The organism is Shewanella sp. UCD-KL21, from assembly GCF_001957135.1.
In the GTDB taxonomy this organism is placed as follows: domain Bacteria; phylum Pseudomonadota; class Gammaproteobacteria; order Enterobacterales; family Shewanellaceae; genus Shewanella.
This window is the reverse complement of the sequence record NZ_MPHK01000016.1, coordinates 1-18,383: the sequence shown is the minus strand read 5'-3', so window position 1 is coordinate 18,383 and position 18,383 is coordinate 1. Positions and strand designations below refer to the sequence as shown.

General features: G+C 43.6%; 19 protein-coding genes, 1 rRNA gene and 1 pseudogene. 13 read left to right on the top strand and 8 right to left on the bottom strand.

What is annotated here, in order from left to right; all coding sequences use genetic code 11:
* Positions 1–24: 24 nt before the first annotated feature.
* Complete coding sequence (gene hemG, locus BM739_RS14180) at positions 25–561, top strand: menaquinone-dependent protoporphyrinogen IX dehydrogenase (protein ID WP_076541736.1); 537 nt, start codon at positions 25–27, stop codon at positions 559–561.
* A gap of 6 nt (positions 562–567) precedes the next feature.
* On the opposite strand, the gene BM739_RS14175 is transcribed toward hemG (BM739_RS14180), so the two are convergent.
* A complete protein-coding gene (locus BM739_RS14175; protein ID WP_076541734.1) occupies positions 568–876 on the bottom strand; it encodes a metalloregulator ArsR/SmtB family transcription factor in 309 nt (102 codons plus the stop codon).
* A 172-nt stretch (positions 877–1,048) separates the two neighbouring features.
* Between BM739_RS14175 and hemG (BM739_RS14170) the strand changes: the two genes are divergently transcribed.
* Entirely contained in the window at positions 1,049–1,603 is a 555-nt protein-coding gene (gene hemG / locus BM739_RS14170; protein ID WP_076541732.1) for a menaquinone-dependent protoporphyrinogen IX dehydrogenase, read from the top strand.
* 22 nt (positions 1,604–1,625) lie between these two features.
* Here hemG (BM739_RS14170) and BM739_RS14165 read toward each other — a convergent pair.
* The 5 genes and pseudogenes from BM739_RS14165 to def form a co-directional block, all read right to left on the bottom strand.
* A pseudogene (locus tag BM739_RS14165) lies at positions 1,626–3,068 on the bottom strand (TrkH family potassium uptake protein).
* A gap of 19 nt (positions 3,069–3,087) precedes the next feature.
* A complete protein-coding gene (gene trkA, locus BM739_RS14160; RefSeq protein WP_076541730.1) occupies positions 3,088–4,497 on the bottom strand; it encodes a Trk system potassium transporter TrkA in 1,410 nt (469 codons plus the stop codon).
* Between the two features lie 29 nt (positions 4,498–4,526).
* Positions 4,527–5,810 carry a 16S rRNA (cytosine(967)-C(5))-methyltransferase RsmB gene (rsmB, locus tag BM739_RS14155; protein ID WP_076541728.1) on the bottom strand — a complete coding sequence of 428 codons (1,284 nt, stop codon included), beginning with the start codon at positions 5,808–5,810 and terminating at the stop codon, positions 4,527–4,529.
* A complete protein-coding gene (gene fmt / locus BM739_RS14150) occupies positions 5,810–6,805 on the bottom strand; it encodes a methionyl-tRNA formyltransferase (protein WP_076541726.1) in 996 nt (331 codons plus the stop codon). The genes rsmB and fmt overlap by 1 nt, the downstream gene beginning before the upstream one ends.
* Positions 6,806–6,813: 8 nt before the next feature.
* Positions 6,814–7,326 carry a peptide deformylase gene (gene def / locus BM739_RS14145; protein ID WP_076541724.1) on the bottom strand — a complete coding sequence of 171 codons (513 nt, stop codon included), beginning with the start codon at positions 7,324–7,326 and terminating at the stop codon, positions 6,814–6,816.
* Between the two features lie 135 nt (positions 7,327–7,461).
* Between def and BM739_RS14140 the strand changes: the two genes are divergently transcribed.
* From BM739_RS14140 to hemF, 6 genes are all read left to right on the top strand, one after another.
* On the top strand, positions 7,462–8,565 hold the full coding sequence (locus BM739_RS14140; protein ID WP_076541722.1) for a LysM peptidoglycan-binding domain-containing protein: 1,104 nt from the start codon (positions 7,462–7,464) through the stop codon (positions 8,563–8,565).
* An 83-nt stretch (positions 8,566–8,648) separates the two neighbouring features.
* Positions 8,649–9,662, top strand: a complete 1,014-nt coding sequence (gene dprA / locus BM739_RS14135; protein ID WP_076541720.1) for a DNA-processing protein DprA — start codon at positions 8,649–8,651, stop codon at positions 9,660–9,662.
* A 2-nt stretch (positions 9,663–9,664) separates the two neighbouring features.
* A complete protein-coding gene (locus tag BM739_RS14130) occupies positions 9,665–10,138 on the top strand; it encodes a DUF494 family protein (protein ID WP_076541718.1) in 474 nt (157 codons plus the stop codon).
* A 131-nt stretch (positions 10,139–10,269) separates the two neighbouring features.
* Complete coding sequence (locus BM739_RS14125) at positions 10,270–10,833, top strand: type I DNA topoisomerase (RefSeq protein ID WP_076541716.1); 564 nt, start codon at positions 10,270–10,272, stop codon at positions 10,831–10,833.
* A gap of 93 nt (positions 10,834–10,926) precedes the next feature.
* Entirely contained in the window at positions 10,927–11,493 is a 567-nt protein-coding gene (locus tag BM739_RS14120; RefSeq protein WP_076541714.1) for an L-threonylcarbamoyladenylate synthase, read from the top strand.
* Between the two features lie 39 nt (positions 11,494–11,532).
* Entirely contained in the window at positions 11,533–12,453 is a 921-nt protein-coding gene (hemF, locus tag BM739_RS14115; protein ID WP_076541712.1) for an oxygen-dependent coproporphyrinogen oxidase, read from the top strand.
* Between the two features lie 37 nt (positions 12,454–12,490).
* Here the strand turns inward: hemF and BM739_RS14110 are convergent, their stop codons facing one another.
* Positions 12,491–12,928, bottom strand: a complete 438-nt coding sequence (locus BM739_RS14110; protein ID WP_076541710.1) for a group II truncated hemoglobin — start codon at positions 12,926–12,928, stop codon at positions 12,491–12,493.
* Positions 12,929–13,114: 186 nt separating this feature from the next.
* On the opposite strand from BM739_RS14110, the gene BM739_RS14105 reads away from it, so the two are divergent.
* Genes BM739_RS14105 through BM739_RS14090 form a run of 4 tightly spaced genes read left to right on the top strand, consistent with a single transcriptional unit; the run spans position 13,115 to position 16,940 of the window.
* Positions 13,115–14,497, top strand: coding sequence for an amidohydrolase (locus BM739_RS14105; protein ID WP_076541708.1), 1,383 nt, complete (start codon positions 13,115–13,117; stop codon positions 14,495–14,497).
* Between the two features lie 11 nt (positions 14,498–14,508).
* Positions 14,509–15,762 carry an amidohydrolase family protein gene (locus tag BM739_RS14100; RefSeq protein WP_076541706.1) on the top strand — a complete coding sequence of 418 codons (1,254 nt, stop codon included), beginning with the start codon at positions 14,509–14,511 and terminating at the stop codon, positions 15,760–15,762.
* Positions 15,763–15,808: 46 nt separating this feature from the next.
* Entirely contained in the window at positions 15,809–16,624 is an 816-nt protein-coding gene (gene aroE, locus BM739_RS14095) for a shikimate dehydrogenase (protein WP_076541704.1), read from the top strand.
* Between the two features lie 40 nt (positions 16,625–16,664).
* Complete coding sequence (locus BM739_RS14090; RefSeq protein ID WP_076541702.1) at positions 16,665–16,940, top strand: DUF1488 domain-containing protein; 276 nt, start codon at positions 16,665–16,667, stop codon at positions 16,938–16,940.
* Between the two features lie 113 nt (positions 16,941–17,053).
* Here the strand turns inward: BM739_RS14090 and BM739_RS14085 are convergent, their stop codons facing one another.
* A complete protein-coding gene (locus tag BM739_RS14085; RefSeq protein ID WP_076541700.1) occupies positions 17,054–17,605 on the bottom strand; it encodes a gamma carbonic anhydrase family protein in 552 nt (183 codons plus the stop codon).
* Between the two features lie 605 nt (positions 17,606–18,210).
* On the opposite strand from BM739_RS14085, the gene BM739_RS14080 reads away from it, so the two are divergent.
* A 16S ribosomal RNA gene (locus BM739_RS14080) occupies positions 18,211–18,383 on the top strand; the annotation flags it as partial.

The following is an 18,383-nucleotide window of genomic DNA, read 5'->3' as shown; positions in this document are numbered from 1 at the left end:
AATCGTCGCTTCAAAGGAAGAGTTATGCATAAAAGCATCATGATATATTCGACAGTTGATGGGCAAACCTTGTCTATTTGCAACAAGATTAAGTTGCTACTAGAAGAGGCAGGCGAAATGGTGACTTTGGTTTCTGTCACAGAGGCTAAATCATTGCCACTTACTTATTTTGATAAAGTCTTAATTGGCGCCAGCATTCGTTATGGCAAACATCGACCTGAGCTATATGAGTTCATACAGGCAAACCTGAGCTGCTTATCCTCAATGAAAAGCGCATTTTTTACGGTAAATGTTGTTGCTCGAAAACCCCTTAAAAATACCCCAGACACCAATCCGTATATGCGAAAGTTTTTACAGCTTTCTCAGTGGCAACCGCAGTTGTTAGGCGTGTTTGCCGGCAAAATTGATTACCCTAAATATCGCACCATGGATCGAGTGATGATCCGCTTTATCATGTGGATGACCAAAGGGCCAACAGATATAACGGGGACTTATGAGTTTACCGATTGGAATAAAGTTGATGAGTTTGCCAATGACTTTATTCAGCTTAATAGCCGTTAAGGCTTATTAAGCTGCGCAATATAAACGATGCAAAATTGAGATAACTTCAGTCACTTCAGCATTTTTTAGGGTGTAATACACGTTCTGCGAGCTTTTACGGGTATTGACTAAATCTTGGGCACGAATTACTGCAAGGTGTTGAGATAATGCAGATTGGCTTAATGGCACCGTTTCGTTTAATTCAGTGACACTGCGTTCTTTTTCCAGCAGTAAACACAAAATCATTAATCGATAAGGATTAGCAATCGCTTTTAGCCATTTGGCTGCCATCTCGGCATTACCTAGCATCGACTCTACATCAATATTTTTAGACATTTATTTACCTATTACTGATTTAATACTCAGATTCATCATACTGCTGGCGAACTTAGATCTCAATTTTATCATCTAATTATATGAGACGTTTCTAATTTGTGATCAAAGAGCACGATTATAATAGCCTTTTTTGTAACAATGGCTGCTTATTCAAGCAACAATCGGTGTTGAAATGGCAAAAACTTTAGTTATTTATTATTCAAGAGGTGGGCATACTGCACAAATTAGTCGTGCAATTGCAGAGCAGATTGTCCATAACGGTCATCAGTGTGATGTGGTCAATATTCTTGATAATAACCATGCTGACATTGATTGGGCAAGCTATGATATTATTGCGTTAGGCGCTTGTGTTTTATATGGTTCTTATCATAAGTCGGTATTTGAATTTGTTAATCGCTACCAACAACAATTGAGCAGCAAGCCCAATAGCTTTTTCTGTGTCAACGTTGTGGCACGTAAGCCTGAAAAACGCATTCCAGAAAATAATAAATACCTACAAAAGTTCATTGAGCTTTCACCTTGGCAACCACAAGATGTGAAAATCATCGCAGGTAAGGTGAATTACCCATCATGGACTTGGTATGACAGCTTGGCGATTCGTTTAATTATGAAAATGACTGACGGCCCGACCGATCCTAAGAGCGTGATTGATTATACTGACTGGGAAGATGTGAAAGTGTATGCCGATCATGTTGTCAGCCTTGGGGAGACCGCGGTCGCCAGCTAGCTCTTTGAGTTAGCAAGCCTAATTAATACTTCCAGAATTTTGGGGCGAACAGTACCGCCACGGTAATAATTTCCAATCGCCCCAATAACATTCCAAAAGCCAGCGCCCATTTAGCAGTATCCGGTAAACTGGCAAAATTACCCGCAGGCCCAATAACAGGCCCAAGACCTGGGCCGACTTGGTTACTGCAGTAATGGCGCCTGAAATACTGGTTACAGGATCTAAGCCTGTAAGTACCAAGGTCACCGCAAGTAATATAATCACAATCAAAAACAGCATGATAAAGGCCATAATTGAGCGAATAATATCATTATCAATGACGCGATTATTATAGCGCTTACTGACAACCGCTTGAGGGTGAACTTGCTGAATTAATTGCTGATGCATGACTTTAAGTGAAATCTGAAAGCGAAATATTTTAATCCCACCAGAAGTCGAGCCGGAGCAGCTACCAGCAAACATCAGAAATAAAAAACAGATACTGGCAAAAGCGCCCCATGCCTGATAATCGGTCAAACCGTAGCCCGTGGTGGTGACCACCGAGATGACGTTAAACCCAGATAGGCGCATGGCGTCGAGCAGTGCCATATCTGATTTGAGCCAAAGCCAGAAGCCAAGGGTTAGCGACACCAAGATGATAAATTTTATAAAGCCTTTAACTTGTTCGTCATTCCATATCTTTAAGGTTTTTTGCTGAATGCTTTGCACAAACATCAGCAGTGGTAAACCTCCCGCCGCCATAAACACTATGGCCACCCAATGGGCAGCTGGACTGAAAGCTGACATTGAGCTATCAGAGGTTGAATAGCCGCCAGTAGACAGTGTGGTCATGGCATGGTTTATGGCTTCAAACCAATGCATCCCCGCCAAGTGATAGGCCAAGGCACATAACACGGTCAGCGCCACATAGACTTCAAAAAGGTACTTGGCCATATGTAGGGTACGGGGGGGGAGTTTTGTCGCTCCAATCTGACGACTCGGTGCGAAACAGGCGCATCCCACCCACATTAAGAAAAGGCAGAATGGCCACTGCCATAACAATAAAACCGATACCACCAAGCCATTGTAATAGGGAGCGCCAGATTAAAATGCTGTGGTCCATGTCGTCTAAGCCCGACAACACAGTTGAACCTGTGGTGGTGATGCCGGACATGGTTTCGAAAAAGGCGTCGGTATAATTAATGCCGTGGTAAAGGGTGAAAGGTAAGGCGGCAAATAAACTGACTACCAGCCAAGTAATGCTGGTGAGAAAAAACATATCGCGGATATTAAGATTAACGTCGCTGCTACGGCCTGCTTGAATACATAAAATCGCGACTAAGCCGCTAAACAACCCGGACATCATAAATGCGCCGATAGTTTCTTCATGATAAAACAGCGCAAAAGCCATTGGCACCAGCATGAAGCCAGTGAGAATAGATAAAAAAGCGCCAATGACAAACAGTAGCGGTTTTAAATTCAGCATAGTGCCATTAATGGTGACGCTAGAAGAAAAACGCGCTCGGTTGGAACAGCTTTTCTACATCGCCAATGAACTTTTTATTTACTAAAAATAGAATCACATGATCTCCTTCTTCAATGACGGTTTTATCATGACCCATAATCACTTCATCATTTCTAACGATAGCGCCAATGGTCGTTCCTGGGGGTAATTTTATGTCGCTGATTTGCTTGCCGACCACTTTTGAGGTGGAAGAACTGCCATGGGCAATGGCTTCGATAGCTTCAGCTGCGCCGCGACGTAATGAGTAAACATTACAAATATCGCCTTGGCGGATATGGGTCAGTAAAGCTGAAATGGTGGTTTGCTGCGGCGAAATAGCAATATCGATATTGGCTTCCTGGACAATATCCACATAGGCTTCACGCTGGATAAGCACCATAACTTTTTTAGCGCCCATTCGCTTGGCCAGCAGCGCCGACATAATGTTAGCTTCATCATCGTTAGTCACCGCAATAAACACATCCGTTTGGTCAATGTGTTCTTCTTGCAGTAATTCTTGATCCGATGCATCACCGTTAAATACGGTGCAGTTTTCTAACCTTTCTGACAGGCTTTCGGCGCGCTCTAAACTGTGTTCAATGAGTTTGACTGAGTGCTTTTTTTGTAATCTTTTTGCAAGGCCATAACCAATATTACCACCGCCGGCGATCATGATATTACGGTAGGAATTATCCAGCTTTTGCATTTCACTCATTACTGCGCGAACGTGACGAGTATCGGCAACGAAAAACACTTCATCATCGGCCTCGATAATGGTGGTGCCTCGGGGCATGATAGCTTTACCTTTACGGAAAATGGCCGCCACCCGGGTATCAATATTGGGCATATGTTCACGTAGCGTTGCCAGTGCATTCCCCACGAGTGGGCCACCATAATAAGCCTTAATGGCCACTAGGCTTAATTTGCCTTTAGCAAACTCCAGTACTTGCAGTGCGCCAGGGTATTGCACTAAACGTTCAATATAGGCAGTAACTAGTTGCTCTGGGGCAATCAATTCGTCAATAACAAAGCCACCACGTAATTTGGTGTCACTGTTTTTAACTTCGGTATTGATGAACAATTTGTCGCGCTGCTCAAGGTAAGCTTCTGAGCGGATTCGGGCAATTTTGGTTGGCGTGCCAAATAAGCTGTATGCAATATGGCATGCCGCCATATTGCATTCATCACTGTTGGTGACGGCAATTAGCATATCAGCATCTTCGGCGCCGGCCCTTTTTAAGGTGCTCGGGTGAGCACCATGGCCGATGACGGTTTGCAAATCGAATTTATCTTGTAAGTATTTAACTCTGGCGCGGTTATTATCCACTAAGGTGATGTCGTTATTCTCACCGACCAGGTTTTCAGCCAGTGTGCCGCCAACTTGGCCTGCGCCCAAAATAATAATTTTCATTGCTGTGCTGGTATCCCTACTAAACGAGCTTAAAGCGCTTTAACTAAACGTGCGTAGTAAAAGCCATCACAATTGTTTTGGCCTGGTAGCAATTGCCAACCAATATCATCAGCAGATGATTGTTGGGCGATTGGTACTAATGTCGCATCGGTTGTTCGTTGTAAAAATTGCTCTATTTGCTGGCTGTTTTCTTCTGGCAAAATTGAGCAAGTGGCATAAAGCATGGTGCCGCCGGGTTTGAGCCATTTCCAGCAATGATCAATGATTTGTTGTTGCAGTAAAGCCAATTCATCAATATCGCTGTTTTTACGTAGCCACTTAATGTCAGGGTGGCGACGAATGACACCGGTTGCAGAGCAAGGGGCATCTAATAAGATCCGGTCAAACTTTTCACCTTGCCACCAAGTATCAATATTGGCTGCATCACCATGAATAACTTGCGCTTTTAATTGTAATCTGTCCAGATTTTGTTGCACACGCTCTAAGCGTTTTTCATCAAAATCAACCGCGACTAAGCTAATGTTGGGCGCAGTTTCTATTAGATGACAGGTTTTTCCGCCAGGTGCTGCACAGGCATCAAGAACCAGTTCATTACTTTCTGGTGCTAATAGCGTTGCTGCCCACTGCGCGGCGCCATCTTGTACTGAGGCTGCACCTTCTGCAAAAGCGGGTAATCGCATTACATCTGTTGGACTAGCAAGTAAAATTGCATCATCACTTTCGCCAGCACTGGCTTCTACTTCTTGTTCAGCAAGTAGGGCTAAGTACTGCTCACGAGTTTGTGATAGTTGATTGTTACGCAGCCACATTGGTGGGCGTTGATGACTTTGCTCAATAACCTGTTGCCATTGATCGGGGTAGGCCGATTTTAGGCGTTTAATAAACCAGGCTGGGGTGTTGTATTTTAGGGTATCGTTGTCAGTATTTAGTGGTGCTTCTTTACGCTGAATTGTGCGTAATACACCATTAACCACTTTAACTAAGCCATCAAATTTCATTTGTCTGCAAGCTTCAGCGGTTTCTGAAATGGCCGCGTGGGCAGGAATTCGAGTGAAGTAAAGCTGATAACAACCCACCAATAATAATTGGTGCAATATACGCTGCTTACCTTTAAAGGGCTTGCTTAAACAGTCGCTGACACATTTATCCAGTTGTGGCAGTTGACGCATTACGCCATAACAAAGTTCTGCTAATAGGGCTTTGTCTTTACCATTTTCGAGATGCTGTTGTTGATCTGGCAAGGCCACCGATAGTGAAATGCCTTTCTCAAGTACATTGAAAATGGCTTTGGCTGCGAGCGCTCTAACATTCATTATGACTGTGCCTCATTGTCTTCTTTAGCGACAGGGTTAAAGTTTACCCCGGGGGCAAACCAGTCTGCGCGTGAGTTAAGAATATCAGCGACAGGCATTTGCTTTTTACCCGGTAATTGCATGACTTGCAGCTGCAAAGTGCCTTCGCCCGTAGCGACGGTGACGCCTTGTTTATTGCTTTCTAGCACAGTACCTGGTGTGGCCTGAGCGTTTGCATGCTGACTATCGACATCATGACTGTAGCTCGCTTGCCATACTTTGATGGTATTACCTTGATGCTCGAAGTGACTGGCAGGCCAAGGATTAAAGGCGCGAATTTCTTGCCATAATTGCTTCGCAGGCTTAGTCCAATCTATTTGAGCTTCTTCTTTAGATAGCTTTTCAGCATAGTTGGCTAAAGACTCATCTTGCTTCTCTGGGGTTAAGCTACCATCACTAATACCTTCAAGCGCTTCGATTAATGCTTGTGGGCCTTGCTCGGCTAGCTTGCTATACAGGCTTGCAGAAGTGTCGGTGTCTTCAATTTTAAGCGAGGTTTTTAGCAACATGTCACCAGTATCTAAACCGATATCCATTTGCATAATGGTGACGCCAGTTTCGCTGTCACCAGCCCAAAGTGCGCGCTGGATTGGCGCGGCGCCACGCCAGCGAGGCAATATAGAGCCGTGCACATTAATACAACCCAGTTTTGGCGTATCTAATACTATCTTTGGCAGGATTAACCCGTATGCCACTACTACCATAATGTCAGCGTTTAAGGCAGCAAGCTCAGCTTGAGCATCCTCTTTGCGTAATGATGGCGGCTGATATACCGGGATATCGTTGGCAACAGCAAGCTGCTTTACCGGGCTAGCTTGCAGCTTTTTACCACGGCCCGCAGGTCTATCAGGCTGCGAATACACCGCAATCACATTGTGGTCGGAATTAATAAGTGCCTGCAAATGTAAAGCGGCAAAGTCTGGCGTGCCAGCAAAGATAATATTTAACGGTTTCAAATGGAGTCCTATGCTTCTTTTGCTTCTAAACGGGCTTCTTTCTCAAGTTTAGTCTTGATACGGTCACGTTTCATTTTTGACAAGTAATCGACGAACAACTTGCCTTTTAAATGATCCATTTCGTGCTGCAGACAGATAGCAAATAGCTCATCCGCTTCAACCGTAAACTCTTTACCGTGACGGTCTAGGGCTTTTAAGGTAACAAATTCAGCACGATCAACTTTGGCGTAAATGCCCGGAACCGAAAGGCAGCCTTCTTCATTAGTGAACTCGCCGCTTTTGCTGACAATCTCAGGGTTAATGAAAATAGTCGGACGCTCAACTTCATCCTGTAGGTCCATCACAATTAATTGTTGATGGAAATCTACCTGCGTTGCCGCAAGTCCAATGCCTTTTTCCTCGTTCATTGTTTCAAGCATGTTATCTATTTGGGTTTGCAAAACCTCACCAAAATCGGTGACAGGCTTAGCAACTGTGCGTAATCTTTCATCTGGAAAACGTAAAACTTTTAATAATGGCATATATAAACTCTTAACAAGTCTGTCAAATTTCAGCCAGTTAGCTATACTGGCTTGGTTAATGGGTTAATTTTAATCCTTACTGACTATCAATAACAGCAAAAGCTCTAATAAAGAGCTAAACACATGGAATGAACCATGAAACGGATATTTTTACTCGCGTTTTTGACACTAAGTACCATAGCCTCAACCTTGGTTTTGGCGGATAAGTTAACATTAAAGTCTGGTCACCCCGACTCTTATATCGTTAAAAAAGGCGATACGCTGTGGGATATATCAGCTTTTTTCTTAGAAGATCCTTGGCGCTGGCCTAAATTATGGGGCGCAAATCCACAGATTGCGAACCCGCATTTAATTTATCCTGGCGATCGACTCACCTTAGTGTTTATCGATGGACAACCACGATTAGTATTAAAGCAGCATATCAAAAAAGGCCCTGAAGGGCGCATTAGCGACAAAGGTGGTCCAATCCCTGCGATTGATTTATCACTGATCCAGCCTTATTTGGTGCAAAACCGAATCGTAGACCCAGAGTGGCTTGATGGCTTGCCAATGATCCTTGCTGGTGAAAGCCCATCGCGTCATCATACAGTAGGTGATGTGGTTTATATCAATGCCAATTTACCTGTGGGCGAAAAGCTGGCGGTATACCAAGAAGGTCGAGAGTTTTTTGATAAAGAAAATAGCGACTTACTAGGACAAGAAATTATTTTGACTGCCAGTGGTCGAGTGATTGAATCTGGCGACATTTCGAAAGTGCAATTACTGAGTAACTTACGCGAATCGAAAGCCGGTTTTAAAGTAGCACCAGTAGAAGATGAAGCGCTGATGTCAGCTTACTTTATCCCTAAAGCGGCGCCAGAAACAGTGCCTGCTAACGTGTTAGCCATTGAGAAAGATATTCGTGAAGTTGGCAAGTTAGATATTGTTTACCTTGATAAAGGGGCTGTTGATGGTATCGACACCGGCCATGTGTTTGGTATTTATCGCAACGGTGAAACCATTGTTATTAATAGCGACGGTATGCCGGTATCAACCATTGACCGCAGTGCTTACGACAACTTAAAAGCCAAAATATCTGACGATAATGCGATTACCATGCCTGATATTTTCCATGGCAAGTTAATGGTGTTTAAAGTTTTCGAAAAGACCAGTATGGCGATTATTATTGCCAATGAGCGTCCTGTGCGAGTTGACGATAAGTTAGTCACCCCTAAGACGACTGAGTTAAAAGGCGAGTAATCGATAATAAACTGGTCGACTGGCTAGTTGTTTGTGCAGTATCCGGGCTAGGACCCGCCCGGATTCAACAATTATTAACTCAAATGGATGTTGAGGAATTACGGCAACGTTTAGAGTTTGAAAAGCAGTCTTTGCCATTATCGGCAAAGCTGCTGTCTCAATGCCAAATTGATTTTGATAAAGTTGATTTGGCCATTGAGTGGCTTAATCAATCCCCGCAACATCACATCATTACTTTGTCAGACCCTGACTATCCTGCACTACTACAACAAATATCAGATCCTCCAGGAGTGTTATTTATTAAAGGCCAGCTCGAAGCGCTGCTACGACCTTCAATTGGCATGGTAGGCAGTCGCAATGCATCCGTTGGCGGTTTGAATATGGCAAAGGCGTTAGCCACAGAGCTGGTTCAGATGGGCTTTGCAATAACCAGCGGTATGGCGGCTGGGATTGACGGCGCGGCCCATAAAGGGGCAGTAGATAGTAATGGCGCAACCCTTGCGGTGTTAGGTACAGGGGTTGAATGTATTTACCCCAAACGCCATAGCAATCTGTATCATCAAATTCAGCAACAAGGTTGTGTACTAAGTGAGTTTTGGCCACAGATTGGCCCTTATGCAGGTAATTTTCCGCGGCGAAATCGCATTATTAGTGGTTTATCACTGGGCACGATTGTGGTGGAGGCAACACGCAAAAGTGGCTCGTTGATCAGTGCGCGCTTGGCGATGGAGCAAAATCGAGAAGTGTTTGCTGTGCCCGGCTCGGTGATCGGTGGCTATAACCAAGGATGCCATGACTTGTTAAAAAATGGCGCTAAATTGGTAGAATGTGCAACAGATGTTGTTGAAGAATTGTCCCCATTGACGCAGTTTCACCTTGAAAATGTCGCTAATCGTCACCATATAGCAGATAATACAACAAATTTGCCATTTTCTGCGCTGTTAGCTAGTGTAGGTTATGAGGCTACTAGTTTAGATGCGGTAGTCGAGCATAGTGGAAAGCCGATAGATCTGGTGTTAGTTGAAATGCTTGAACTTGAATTACAGGGCCAGGTGGCACAAGTGCCTGGTGGTTACGTCAGATTAGAGAGGAGATAGCCATGTTTGATATCCTCATGTACCTTTTTGAAAACTATGTTCATAGCGAAGTAGAGCTATTAGTTGACGAAGATGAGCTTACCAAAGAGTTAACCCGAGCAGGTTTTCATCAAGCAGATATTTTGAAAGCCCTGTCTTGGCTAGAACGACTGGCTGATTTACAAGAAGGCGATAAACCATACTTGTGCAATCACGCCCAGCAGTCTTTCCGTATTTATACCAAAGACGAAATGGATAAATTGGATGTTGAGTGTCGAGGGTTTTTATTGTTCCTTGAACAAATCCAAGTGCTTAGTGTTGAAACCCGTGAAATGGTCATCGAACGCGTGATGGCGTTAGATGAAACCACCCTAATCTTGGAAGATTTAAAGTGGGTGGTGTTGATGGTGTTATTTAATGTACCAGGCAACGAGTCTGCTTATGAGCAAATGGAAGATCTTATTTTTGAACAGCCTGATGGGCGGTTACATTCTTAAGTCTTTAAACCGATTGTGATGAGTTAACTAAAAAGGAGGCTAGGCCTCCTTTTTTGATCGTCAGCTTGGCTATTTTGTCATCCCTGTGTAACCTGAATAGGGTGACACCTTTATGTAATATTGAGAGTAAAATGTCTAAAATCGATCAGCAATTGTTTACTGTGCACGAGCATGCTTTGGAAAAAGAGTTTGAACTCTGCCCTAAGTGTGGCTGTGAGTTATCAGTTAAAAATAGTAAACATGGTGGATTCATAGGCTGTAATAATTATCCCACTTGTGACTTCACGCGACCTCTGGTTCAACATGAGTCCATTGAAACTCAAGTAATTGAAGGCTCTGAATGTCCAGAGTGTGGCAATGAGTTAGCCGTTAAGTCTGGCCGCTTTGGTATTTTTATTGGCTGTACTCACTATCCACAGTGCACTCACATTGAAAAACACGATCACGATGAAAATGCAGAGGTTATCAACTGCCCCCATTGTAAAAAAGGCCATTTAGAATCTCGTACCAGTCGCTTTGGTAAAACCTTTTTTGCCTGCAACACTTACCCTAAATGTAAGTACTTGGTGAATTTCCCGCCCCATAATGAATCTTGCCCTGAGTGTGATTTTGGTATTTTAGTTGAGCGCAAAGGCGCTGCCGGAAGCCGCTTAGAATGCCCGCAAAAATCATGTAAATATAAGCGTCCAATATAACTTTTTTGGCTATATCCGCCTTATATCAGTATTTGTTCATATCCTTATTGTCTGTATAATTTGTCGATAATTTATAAGATTAAAGGGTATTTCATGCAGTTGTTGCATCCAGCAGATGTTACTGAAGTGTTTGAGCAAGGAGAAGTGTTCGCTTACCCCACTGAAGCCGTTTATGGCCTTGGGTGCGATCCTGATAACCTATCAGCTATTCAAAAGTTACTTGAAATCAAACAACGTCCTTGGCAGAAGGGCGTTATTCTGGTTGCCAGCGATTACAAGCAACTGCAGCCCTATATTGATGAATCACAACTCACAGATGCACAACTTGCCTTCGCTTTTAGTAAATGGCCCGGGCCTTTTACTTTTGTAATGCCAATTAAGTCTGAGGTTAGCCAATTATTATGCGGCGAGTTTGACTCCATTGCGGTGCGAGTTTCGGCTCATCCAGTGGTAAAAGCATTATGTGATGCCACTAATAAAGCCATTGTTTCCACCAGTGCTAACTTAGCCGGTCATGCGCCCGCACTGACCATCGCTGAAATTCAAGAGACTTTTACAAGCAGTGTTGCGGCTGTGATAACCGGTGAGCTTGGCGCTCAGCGTCAGCCTTCAACCATTATCGATGCTCGTAGCGGCAAAATATTACGTAACGGACAGTAATTTAATAAAAATAATCGAATAAACAATAAGGAATTTGATATGGCAATGCCTGATGCCGCAGTCGTAAAGCAGTACCTGTTATCTCTACAAGCCAATATCTGTGCTGGTTTAGAAGCATTAGATGGAAAGGCCAGCTTTCAAGCGGAATCATGGGAGCGCGCCGAAGGTGGTGGTGGCACCAGTAAGGTGATGACCGCAGGCCATGTATTTGAACAAGCTGGTGTTAACTTCTCTCACGTGATGGGCGTTGCAATGCCGGCATCAGCCACCGCTCATCGACCAGAATTAGCTGGACGCAGCTTTGAAGCTATGGGCGTGTCATTGGTTATCCATCCTAAAAACCCTTTTATTCCTACCACTCATGCCAATGTGCGTTTTTTTATTGCCCATAAAGATGGCGCCGATCCCGTATGGTGGTTTGGCGGCGGATTTGATTTAACCCCTTACTATCCATTTGAAGAAGATGTGGTTTCATGGCATCAAACCTCGGCCGATATTTGCGCCCCATTTGGTGATGAGGTTTATTCAAAATATAAAAAGTGGTGTGATGAATACTTCTTTTTGCCTCATCGTAATGAAACCCGTGGTGTCGGTGGATTATTCTTTGATGATCTCAATGAACCTGGTTTTGATAAGAGTTTTGAGTTTATGCAAGCCGTGGGTAATGGTTTCTTAACGGCTTATTCGCCGATTGTTGAGCGCAATAAAGATCTTGAATATAACGATGATGAGCGCCAGTTCCAGCTGTACCGTCGTGGCCGTTATGTTGAGTTTAATTTGGTTTATGACCGTGGCACTTTATTTGGCTTACAAACCGGTGGCCGCACCGAGTCTATTTTGATGTCTATGCCGCCCTTAGTTCGCTGGGAATATGGCTTTACCCCAGAAGAAGGTTCCCAAGAGGCGGAGTTATATGAGCGTTATCTTAAACCACAAGATTGGTTGAAGCTCGAAAGCTAGTCTTTATTTAGCCAACAAATTAGTTAAAGCTCGAAAGTTAGTCTTTGTTGCGCATATTATTAGCCAGCTGCGAAACAGCCTGAAATATCACTTGTTGATGTTCAGGCTTTTTTATTACCTCAGCAATGGCTTGCTCCATACAGGTTAACCATTGATCAACCATCGTTTGGTCAATATCAAACGGCATATGCCGTGCCCGTAATGCCGGGTGGCCATACTTTTGCTGATAAAGCTGTGGCCCACCTAACCAGCCACTTAAAAACTCAAATAACTTTTGTTGTGAATCTTTAATTGGAGCGCGATGAATAGCTAGTAGCGGCTGTGTGTCTTCACGGCTTTGCATCTGCTGGTAAAAGTTTTGGGCAATTAAGCGAATGGTCTTCTCGCCACCAATTAAATCATAGGCATTGGACTGATTTGGATCTCGGTCATCAGGTTGCGCCTTATTGCTAAAAAGTTTTTTTAACCAATTCATGGTATCGACACTGAGTACAAGTAATGAAAGTGGCTTGATTATAACGATTAATCCCGTTTATATCTCTCGCTTTACTAAGCCATAAACATATTTTGTTAATGTTTTGCTAAATTTATCTGTTGTGATGTCAGATGCTTATCGGATAACTTAGGCGTTCTAATAACAATAATAACGAGGACCGAGATCATGGCCAAGATGGCACCAAGATTAATTGTAATTGCGATTTCAACAGCCCTGCTTGGCTGTAACTCAGCCCAGCAAGACCCTAAAGTTAGTATTAATAAAAATCCCTACCCAAGTACTTACCAAGTGATGCCAAGAACATCGACCTTGCTGATTAATGCTACTGTGCTAACAGGTACAGGTGAAAGAATCGACGGCGCTGATGTCCTAATGATGGATGGCAAAATTAATGCGGTTGGCAGGCAATTAAGTCAAGACAATGTCACTGTGATTGATGCTAGCGGTAAATGGATAACCCCAGGTATTGTAGATGTTCACTCCCACCTTGGCGTGTATCCAAGCCCTAGCGCAGATGCCCATGGCGATGGCAACGAAGTGACCTCTCCCAATACCGCTGAAGTGTGGGCAGAGCATAGCGTATGGCCGCAAGATCCGGGGTTTAATCGTGCCCGTGAAGGTGGTATCACCACTTTACAAATCTTACCTGGCTCTGCCAATTTAATTGGTGGTCGCGGGGTGACCTTAAAAAACATCCCAGCAACCACCATGCAAGGCATGAAGTTCCCCCAAGCCCCTTATGGATTGAAAATGGCCTGTGGTGAAAACCCTAAAGGTGCCTATGGCAGAAAGCGTAAAGAAGCGCCCATGACCCGAATGGGTAATATGGCGGGTTATCGTCAAGCTTTCATTGAGGGCACTGAGTACAAGCGAGCTTGGGATAAATATGATGCGGATTATGCTGCTGGTTTAAACCCATCAGCGCCAGAGCGAGATCTTACCAAAGACACTTTACGCGGCGTGTTAGAGGGTGACATTTTAATTCATAACCATTGTTATAAAGCGGAAGAAATGGCGATGATGGTGGATTTAGGCAAAGAGTTTAACTATCACTCCGGTACATTCCACCATGCAATTGAAGGTTATAAAATAGCTGAGTTGTTAGCTGAAAATGGTAACTGCGCCGCAATGTGGCCTGATTGGTGGGGCTTTAAAATGGAAGCCTATGACATGGTGGTTGAAAATGCAGCCATCGTAGATGCGGTTAACAACTCCTGCGCTGTGGTGCATTCCGACTCTAGCGTGACCATTCAGCGCCTTAACCAAGAAACCGCCAAAATTATGCATAGTGCTAATCAAAACGGTTTTGATCTAAAAGAAGAACACGTTATTGGTTGGATCACCTCGAATGCGGCCAAGTCATTAGGTATTGCAGATAAAACCGGTTCCCTTGAAGTGGGTAAAAACGCCGATGTGGTAATTTGGAATAGCAATCCATTTAGTGTGTATGCCAAAGCTGAGCAAGTGTTTATCGATGGCGCCAAAGTGTTTGATCATCAAGACGATGCTTACCGCGCTAAAAGTGATTTCATGCTAGGTCAACAATAAGGAGCAATACAATGAAAAAGTTTAACCAATCACTGGTCGTTGGCGCTATGCTCGCGAGTTTGACCCCAATCATCGCGTCTGCTGCAACCACGGCAATTACTAACGTTAAGGTATATACCTCAACAGAACAAGGCGTGCTTGATAGTGCTACGGTTGTCATTGAAGATGGCAACATCATCGCTGTAAATGCCAAGCAGCCCAATGACTCAGCTGTTATTGCGGATAATATTATTGATGCCAAGGGCAGTGTGTTAACCCCAGGCTTTATTGGCTCAATGAACTACTTAGGTTTGGTAGAAATTGGTCAAGAAAAAATAACCCGTGACGTCAATGCTAAAGACGCAGATATCACCTTCGACCCAAGTTTAGCCTTTAACCCTAAAAGTAGCGCAATCGCCTTTGCCCGCAAAGGCGGCATTACCCGTAATATCGTGGTACCAGGTGGTGGAGAGTCTATTTTTTCAGGCCAAGCTATTGAAGTCGAGCTAACAGGAAACTGGGATAGTGTGGTTGCAACTGAAAAAGCCGTGCTAGTACAGTTAGGTGCAGTGCATGAAGGCTCACGTATTATCGGTATGCAGCAACTGATCAATAAACTGGAAGCAAGGCAAACAGCATTAACTGCGGACAAACAAGCCGATGCAACAAAACCGCCAAGCAAAGAAGAGTTACTCCTTAACGCAGTGCTTGCTGGTGAGATAACCATGGTGGTTGATGTCGACAGAGCCAGTGACATCTTGCAGCTAATTGACTTAAAAGCTCGCTTTAACCTCGATTTGGTATTACTTGAAGCTGCCGATGCCGTTGTGGTTGCTGAGCAATTGGCGGCAGCTAATATTCCTGTGGTTATGGATGCGATGCGCAATTTACCTGAAAGTTTTGACTCTTTACATAATTCACTGGATAACGCCGGAAAATTAAGTAAAGCTGGGGTCAAAGTGATACTGGCGACACCGGGTGATGCCCATGGCATTTATGGCTTACGTTACGCAGCAGGTAATGCGGTTGCCAATGGCATGGATTATAATCAAGCGATGGCATCAATAACGGCTAACGTGGCCGATATCTTCCATCTAGATGCTGGCCGAATTGCCACAGGAAAACCAGCAGATATGGTGCTTTGGAGCGGCGACCCATTTGAATACAGTAGTGCGATTCAAACAATGTGGATTAACGGTGAAGTACAAAACATGCAAAGTCGCCAAGATGAGCTTCGCGACCGCTATATCCAGAAGTCGACTATGCCACAAGCTTATACGCAATAAGCCATGCACATAAGTTGAATTAATCATTAGGGAATAGAGAAAGTTAATGACCGATAAGTATGCTGTATTTGGCAATCCAATTGCTCAAAGTAAATCGCCATTCATTCATACTGAGTTTGCGCGTCAAACTGGGCAGGACATTAGCTATCAAGCAATTCTTGCACCTGTGGATCAGTTCTCTCAATCCCTAATGGCTTTTTTCAATGACGGTGGTAAAGGCGCCAATGTCACCGCGCCTTTTAAAGAGCAAGCTTATGCCATATGTGATGAGTTAAGCGATCTTGCAAAACTGGCAGGTGCCGTGAATACCCTTATCTATTTAGCTGATGGACGCATCCGTGGTGATAATACCGATGGCATTGGTTTAGTCAGTGATGTTATGCAGCACTTTGGTGATTTAAAGGGTAAGCGTGTATTGTTAATTGGAGCGGGTGGTGCAGCACGAGGTTGCCTTAAACCTCTGCTGGAGTCGCAAGCAGAAGTCACTATTTGTAATCGCACCTATGCTAAAGCACAAACCTTGCAAAGTATTTTTACTGGATATGGCAAGGTAGATGCTAAACCCATTGATGACTTAAATGAAGCATTTGATATTGTCATCAACTCAACCTCAGCCGGATTAGCTGGTGAGTTGATTAAATTACCAGAGCAGATCATAGCAAGTCACACCTGCTGCTATGATATGTCATATGGTGCCGAGACTACCTTATTTAACCAATGGGCATTAGCAAATGGCGCACAATCCGTGGCCGATGGTTTGGGAATGCTGGTGGGACAGGCTGCCCAAAGCTTTTATATTTGGCGTGGTGTTAAACCGGCTACTCAGGCTATCCATGAAACCCTAAGAGCACAACTCAAGTAAAACTACTTAAGTAAACCACTTAAAACACCGAGTATTTAAGATGAACCAAAGTGTAATATTTACCGATCTCGTTGAATGGAATACTCAACAACAAACAATGCTGTTTATTGGTCAAGTACAAGGCATGAATATCAATTGCATTGTTAGCAAGGAAAGGTTGTTACAGCTAAGCGGTCAACAAACCGCAACTGAGCAATCCATGCAAGCAGAACAAGCATTTGCATTATTCGAGCGAGTACGTTTTGATCTAGAAGATATAGCCGAAGAGATGATAGAAGCAGAAGACTTTGATCAGCAGGGAAACATTACTATATAAGAGTCTCATCATAAGAGTCTTATCGCTTTATACACTCAAGCATCGCCCAAGCAATATTTCTAGCATAATAGCCCTACTTATATTTGTATCACATGAGTAGGGCACAATTAGAATTATCTTGTAGTCTGCAGATCCACTAAGTATTCATTTTTCAATCTGACATAGTTATCAGCTGATTGTGGTAAGAAAGCCATTTCATTATCAGTTAAAGGGCGAACCTGTTTACAAGGGCTTCCTACATACAGAAAACCACTTTGCAGTACTTTCCCTGGTGGCACTAAAGAACCTGCGCCGATAATCACATCATCCTCAACAATCGCGTCATCCAATAAAATGGCTCCCATGCCAACCAAGACCCGATTACCAACCGTGCAACCATGTAACATCGCTTTATGGCCAATCGTGACATCATCACCAATGATCAGCGGATTACCCTCAGGCTTTGATGGAGACTTACGGGTCACATGAAGTACTGATCCATCCTGCACATTACTACGCTTGCCAATACGAATAATGTTCACGTCACCACGGGCAGCGACCATAGGCCAAATACTCGCATCATGATCTAGGGCGATATCACCCACTAAAACTGCTGCACTATCTACATAGACATTATCTGCCAATTGAGGGTGAATACCTTGATAAGAACGAATAGAGCTAAACATATAAAATCCCTGATTTGTTTAATTGCACCCAGTATAAAGCCAAAAAGTCGCTGTTGGCGCCTAAAAATGCATAAAAACTAGCTGATTAGTTTAAAATCTCAGCAAGCGAACAGGTAAAGGCATTTTTCTTCATAAAAGCCCTTGCGCTAAATCTTAACTTCCCTATAATGCGCATCCACTGACACGGCGACAGGCCAATAGCCTCAAGGTGTTAGCGTTAATTAAGCTGCTTTTAAAGCATCATAATTAACCGGTTGAAAAGCATTTTAAATTAACTTTAAAAATGACTTGACGCCAACAGCGGGAAGTGTAAAATACGCCTCCTCAAGCCAACGACCTAGCGTCTAACGGCGGTATCTGAAAAATTGATATCAACGCTCTTTAACAAATCAAACAAGAAATCTGTGTGGACATTCACAGGCATTAAGTTAATCGAAATTGCATCTTAGGATGCAATCAAAATTATTACTCAATGTAACAATGAGTGTTCATAGCAATATGTAACAAACGTTTTAGAGATTCTTCCGAGTCTTTAAATCGAAATCAGAATTCATTGAGCCGAAACGAAGCTTTTATTTATAAGAGTGGATGTTTCAACAAAACTTTAATTGAAGAGTTTGATCATGGCTCAGATTGAACGCTGGCGGCAGGCCTAACACATGCAAGTCGAGCGGTAACAGGAATTAGCTTGCTAATTTGCTGACGAGCGGCGGACGGGTGAGTAATGCCTAGGGATCTGCCCAGTCGAGGGGGATAACAGTTGGAAACGACTGCTAAT

What these genes read in the sequence shown, in the direction of transcription:
- BM739_RS14105 (WP_076541708.1), top strand. Translation starts at nt 13,115, where the DNA reads ATGGCCAAGATGGCACCAAGATTAATTGTAATTGCGATTTCAACAGCC.
- dprA (WP_076541720.1), top strand. Translation starts at nt 8,649, where the DNA reads ATGGATGTTGAGGAATTACGGCAACGTTTAGAGTTTGAAAAGCAGTCT.
- BM739_RS14130 (WP_076541718.1), top strand. Translation starts at nt 9,665, where the DNA reads ATGTTTGATATCCTCATGTACCTTTTTGAAAACTATGTTCATAGCGAA.
- BM739_RS14125 (WP_076541716.1), top strand. Translation starts at nt 10,270, where the DNA reads ATGTCTAAAATCGATCAGCAATTGTTTACTGTGCACGAGCATGCTTTG.
- hemF (WP_076541712.1), top strand. Translation starts at nt 11,533, where the DNA reads ATGGCAATGCCTGATGCCGCAGTCGTAAAGCAGTACCTGTTATCTCTA.
- BM739_RS14110 (WP_076541710.1), bottom strand. Translation starts at nt 12,928, where the DNA reads ATGAATTGGTTAAAAAAACTTTTTAGCAATAAGGCGCAACCTGATGAC.
- trkA (WP_076541730.1), bottom strand. Translation starts at nt 4,497, where the DNA reads ATGAAAATTATTATTTTGGGCGCAGGCCAAGTTGGCGGCACACTGGCT.
- BM739_RS14120 (WP_076541714.1), top strand. Translation starts at nt 10,927, where the DNA reads ATGCAGTTGTTGCATCCAGCAGATGTTACTGAAGTGTTTGAGCAAGGA.
- hemG (WP_076541732.1), top strand. Translation starts at nt 1,049, where the DNA reads ATGGCAAAAACTTTAGTTATTTATTATTCAAGAGGTGGGCATACTGCA.
- def (WP_076541724.1), bottom strand. Translation starts at nt 7,326, where the DNA reads ATGCCATTATTAAAAGTTTTACGTTTTCCAGATGAAAGATTACGCACA.
- aroE (WP_076541704.1), top strand. Translation starts at nt 15,809, where the DNA reads ATGACCGATAAGTATGCTGTATTTGGCAATCCAATTGCTCAAAGTAAA.
- BM739_RS14100 (WP_076541706.1), top strand. Translation starts at nt 14,509, where the DNA reads ATGAAAAAGTTTAACCAATCACTGGTCGTTGGCGCTATGCTCGCGAGT.
- BM739_RS14085 (WP_076541700.1), bottom strand. Translation starts at nt 17,605, where the DNA reads ATGTTTAGCTCTATTCGTTCTTATCAAGGTATTCACCCTCAATTGGCA.
- BM739_RS14090 (WP_076541702.1), top strand. Translation starts at nt 16,665, where the DNA reads ATGAACCAAAGTGTAATATTTACCGATCTCGTTGAATGGAATACTCAA.
- BM739_RS14175 (WP_076541734.1), bottom strand. Translation starts at nt 876, where the DNA reads ATGTCTAAAAATATTGATGTAGAGTCGATGCTAGGTAATGCCGAGATG.
- rsmB (WP_076541728.1), bottom strand. Translation starts at nt 5,810, where the DNA reads ATGAATGTTAGAGCGCTCGCAGCCAAAGCCATTTTCAATGTACTTGAG.
- BM739_RS14140 (WP_076541722.1), top strand. Translation starts at nt 7,462, where the DNA reads ATGAAACGGATATTTTTACTCGCGTTTTTGACACTAAGTACCATAGCC.
- hemG (WP_076541736.1), top strand. Translation starts at nt 25, where the DNA reads ATGCATAAAAGCATCATGATATATTCGACAGTTGATGGGCAAACCTTG.